Source organism: Nocardia farcinica, from assembly GCF_029867845.1.
GTDB lineage: Bacteria > Actinomycetota > Actinomycetes > Mycobacteriales > Mycobacteriaceae > Nocardia > Nocardia farcinica_A.
In genome coordinates, this window is sequence record NZ_JARWRU010000403.1 from 1 (window position 1) to 4,932 (window position 4,932).

A 4,932-nucleotide genomic window follows, 5' to 3' on the forward strand; every position below is an offset into this window, starting at 1 on the left:
CACTAGTCCCTGCTGCTATCCAAGCTCTACTATCACGAATACCCATACGACTTAAAGCGACACTGAGAACACCGTCAAGCCGACCGTGCTGTTCGTCTGCATCCACAACGCCGGCCGCTCCCAGATGGCCCAAGGCTTCCTCACCCACCTCGCCGGCGACGCCATCAGCGCCCGCTCCGCCGGCTCCGACCCAGCGGACCGGATCAACCCCGCCGCAGTCGAGGCGATGGCCGAACTCGGCATCGACATCAGCGCCCACACCCCGAAGAAACTCACCTACGACGCCGTCGAAACCGCCGACGTCGTCATCACCATGGGCTGCGGCGACGCCTGCCCCGTCCTGCCCGGTACCACCTACCGCGACTGGGCGCTCGACGACCCCGCGGGCAAGGGCGTCGAAGCGGTACGGCCGATCCGCGACCAGATCCAGCAGCGGGTGCAGGAACTCGTCGCCGAGCTCCTGCCCACCCGCGCCTGAACAACCCATCCCCGAGGGCGCGGCACCGTCGCCCCCACTCCTACGCACGGCTGGCACAAGCGGACTTATCTCCAATCCGGACCGCTGCCAGCACTGACATCCGGTGGGATAACCCGCTGACATGAAGTGGCAAAAGCCCAGATCATGCCACTGACATTTCGGTGGGAAATCGCACGTCACCGCCCAGCGCCTGCGCGCACGACTGAAGGAAAGACCCGATCCACGCCACCGATCCCTGAAGCCTCGCTTGCCGCACCTTCACCTATCGCTCCCACGACCCACCTCCGTCCCTCCCCCTCCACACTCGCGACTCCGCTCACACTCCACCCATACCCCTGCTCTCCACCCACTTTTCTCGAGCACACCTCTTGCATCCAGGCGTGAAACGCGGACTATTCAAATAACAATCCGGCAACGACCAGGCCTTTTGCGTAAAGTGCCGGAAACTGCATTACTCCAACCCATCGACTTTCTCCGCATCGAGGCGCTCGATGGAGTTATGACCGCGACGATCCACAAAGTCGTCGCAGGCAATGGCTACCAGTATTACCTGCGAAATGTCGCCGCACATGACACCGAGTCCCGCGGCCGACCTGCTCTGTCGGATTACTATTCCGCCCACGGCGAGTCTCCCGGCGTCTGGTCCGGTGCGGGCATGGCATCCCTCGGCATCGAGGTCGGTGCGGAAGTGGGCGAGTCGCAGATGAAATCGCTGTTCGGACTGGGTCGTCACCCGGATGCGGAACTGATCGAAGATCGCGTCTACAGCCATGCGATCGCCGCCGGCGCGACGCCGAAACAAGCCGACGACGCGGCCGACAACGCGTCACGTTTAGGCAACCCATTTCGCGTCTACACGGTGAATTCCGATTTCCGAAAGCGATGTTCGGAGGCATTCACGAACCACAATATCGAGCACGGCAAGTCGGGGATCGATGTCATTTCTGACGAAGTTCGCACGCAGATCCGTACCCGTGTCGCGTTCGACATGTTCGCCGAGGAGTACTCCCGGCCGCCGCTCGATGCGCGGGAATTGTCCGGGTGGGTCGCCAAGAACTCCCGCCCCACATCGACCGCGGTGGCGGGTTTCGACATCACGTTCAGTCCGGTCAAGTCGGTGTCGGTGTTGTGGGCGTTGGCGCCGTTGCCGGTCTCAGCGAAGGTCGAGGCCGCCCATCTCGCCGCGGTAGCGGACGCGCTCGACTGGTTGGAGCGCCACGGGATCTACACCCGGTTGGGTCGAAATGGCGTACGGCAGGTCGACGTCGATGGCATGGTCGCGGCCTGTTTCACCCACCGCGACAGCCGTGCCGGGGACCCGGATCTGCATACCCATGTCCTGATCGCCAACCGTGCGCGCACGTTGGACGGCCGCTGGCGGACCCTCGACGGCGCTGCTGTGTATCGGGCGGTGGTCACGGTGTCGGAGATCTACAACTCCCGCCTCGAACACCATCTGGAAGACAGCATCGGTGTGGAGTTCGCTGAACGCCCTGGCACCGACCCGGCCAAGCGCCCGATCCGAGAGGTGCTCGGCATCGGAGTGCCGTTGATCGAAGCGTGGTCGCGACGCGAAACCGCGATCCGCTCGCGTGTCGGAGAGCTGGCGGCGGACTTCCAGCACAGTCATGGCCGCGAACCCACGCCGGCCGAGCTGCGCGGCCTTGCCCAGCAAGCCACCCTGGAAACCCGCCCCGCCAAACATAGTTCCCGGTCCCATGCCGAGCAGCGACGCAGCTGGCGTGGTGAAGCTCAGACGCTGCTCGGTTCGCGGGCCGCGGTCGCTGCGACGGTGTCGGCGGCGTTGAATCCACCGCGCTCGCCGCGGGTCGATGTCACCCCGAAGTGGGTCGCGCACACCGCTGACCGGGTGTTGGAGGTCGTGGCCGAGAGCCGCTCGACCTGGCGGCCGGTGAACGTGCGCGCCGAAATCGAACGCCAACTCCGTGGCCGAATCCACGGCCGTGACTGGGAACAGGCCGCCGAGGCCGTGCTCGCCGCCGCCCTCGCCCCGGACAGGTCCATCGCACTCGGTGACCCCGATATCACCGCCGAACCCGAACTCGCCACCGTCCCGGACACGCTGCGCCGGCACGACAACTCCAGCATCTACTCCCCGGCCGACACCAGCATCTTCACCTCGACCCGCATATTGGCCGCCGAGAACGCCCTGATCGAGCTATCGGTGCAGCCTGGTGCGCGTCGGCTCGCACCGGAGGTGGTATCAGTCGCGATTCGTGATCACGATGTTGCCCACCCTGATCGGCCGTTGAACGCCGGTCAACGCAGCGTGATCGAAGGATTCGCGACATCAGGGCTGCGCGTGCACATCGCCAACGCCCCTGCGGGAACCGGTAAGACCACCGGCATGTCGGTGCTCACCTCAGCGTGGCTGACCAGCAGCGGGACGGTGCTCGGGCTCGCACCCACCGCTGCCGCCGCGGCGGTCCTCGGTGACTCGATTGGTGCTCGCTGTGAGACCGTCGACAAGCTTCTCACCATCGTCGACCTGCACCGCCCCGGTGAGAACGATCCCGCACCCGAGCGAGATCACCCGTCGCCGTTGCCGCAATGGGTCCTCGACATCGACGCCGAAACCCTTGTCATCATCGACGAACACGTCAAAATCGGCACCGTCAAACGGCTGAAACTCCTGCGGTTCCTCACCGATCGTGGCGCGACGATCCGATGCCTCGGAGATGACCGTCAACTACCAGCGATCGACGCCGGTGGTGTCGAGGCCGATCTGGCTGCCGCCGCAGCCCAGCACGCGCTCACCCTGACCCATGTCGTGCGGTTCGCCTCCACCGCCGAAGCGTCGGCGAGTCTGATGCTGCGCGAGGGCGACCCGACCGCACTCGGCTGGTACCTCGACCAAGGTCGCGTGCACGGCGGACACACCGGCGCTACCCATGACGACGCCTACACCGGGTGGGCCACCGACCACGGCGCCGGCCGTGAAGCGATCATGCTGGCCGCCAACCACGACACCGTCACCGCCCTCAACACCCGCGCCCGGGCCGACCGACTCACCCGTGACAACGGCGTCGACGGGCTGGAAGTGACACTCGCCGACGGCACATCAGCATCGGTCGGCGACACCATCCGCACCCGCCGCAACAACTCGAAACTCCGCGTCGGTGCCCGGGACTGGGTGCGCAACGGCTACGCCTGGACCGTCACCGCAGTACATCCGGACGGCAGCCTCACCGCCCGCCACCACAGAAAGGCCGCGGACAGTGTGTGGCTGCCCGCCGATTACGTGGCGCGGTTCGTGCGATTGGGGTACGCGGCGACGATCGATTCCGCACAAGGAATCACCGCCGACACCTGCCATGTCGCGCTCACCGGCGGCGAAACCCGCCAACAGTTGTATGTCGCGATGACCCGCGGTGTGCACGCCAACCACGCCTACATCCCCTCAGCGTTGAGTGGAGACGAAGGCTCCTTCTACACCAAGCCCGCAATATTTCCGCGCACAGCGGTCGAGAGCCTCGTCGGAATTCTCGCCCGTGACGGCACGCAGAAATCCGCGACCACCCAACGGCGTGACGCCCTCGACCCGCATCGGCGGATCGGGCGTGCGCTCGACATCTACCACGACAGCATCGCCCTGGCCGCCGAACACGCACTCGGGCCGACCGCCCTCGAGCGTCTGGACAACGCCGCCGGAGCACTGCATCCGGGCCTGACAGACAGCGCTGCCTACCCGACGCTGCGCGGTCACCTCGCGACGATCGCCATCACTGGCGCCGACCCCGTCGCAGTACTTCGTGCGGCCATTGCTGAACGCGAACTCGACACCGCCGCCGATCCCGCCGCCGTCGTGGACTGGCGCCTGGACCCCACCGGCGCGCACTCCACCGGATCCGGGCCACTGCCGTGGACACCCGCCATTCCATCGGGGCTGAACACCATGTCCACCCAGGCCGACGCCCGCAGGCGCATCCTCACCGACCTCGCCACACAGATCCGCCGCGACACCACCGACTGGAGCCCGCTCACCGCACCCGCATGGGCACGGCCTCTGCTCGGAACCGACTCCCACCTGCTCGCCGATCTCGCTGTTTGGCGCGCGAGCCTGCACATCCCCGACACCGACCTTCGACCGACCGGCCCCCACCGCTACCCCGCCCGCGAACGTGACCACCAACAGATACTCGACGCCCGGATCGACGCCGCACTCGGCGATCCCGCACGCCCCGTCCACCGATGGTCCGACACCGTACGCGACATCGAGCCCCGAATCCTCGACGACCCGCACTGGCCCGCGATCGCCGAACGCATCGACTTGGCCGCCCACGCAGGCATCGACATCGCCGTTCGCCTGCACACGGCCGCCCGACAGCGCCCGTTACCGGACGAGATGCCTGCCGCCGCGTTTTGGTCGCGCCGGGGCCTGGCCCCCGCCGCATTGGACGGTCGCGCCCCCAACCAGCGCCCCGAATGGATGA

At 66.6% G+C, this 4,932-nt stretch carries 2 protein-coding genes; both read left to right on the forward strand.

The features are described from left to right. Positions 1–85 precede the first annotated feature (85 nt). Positions 86–478, forward strand: a complete 393-nt coding sequence (locus QH283_RS08560) for an arsenate reductase ArsC (protein ID WP_280502482.1) — start codon at positions 86–88, stop codon at positions 476–478. A 499-nt stretch (positions 479–977) separates the two neighbouring features. Next, on the forward strand, positions 978–4,932 hold a 3,955-nt coding region (mobF, locus tag QH283_RS08565; RefSeq protein ID WP_280502483.1), incomplete at its 3' end, for a MobF family relaxase.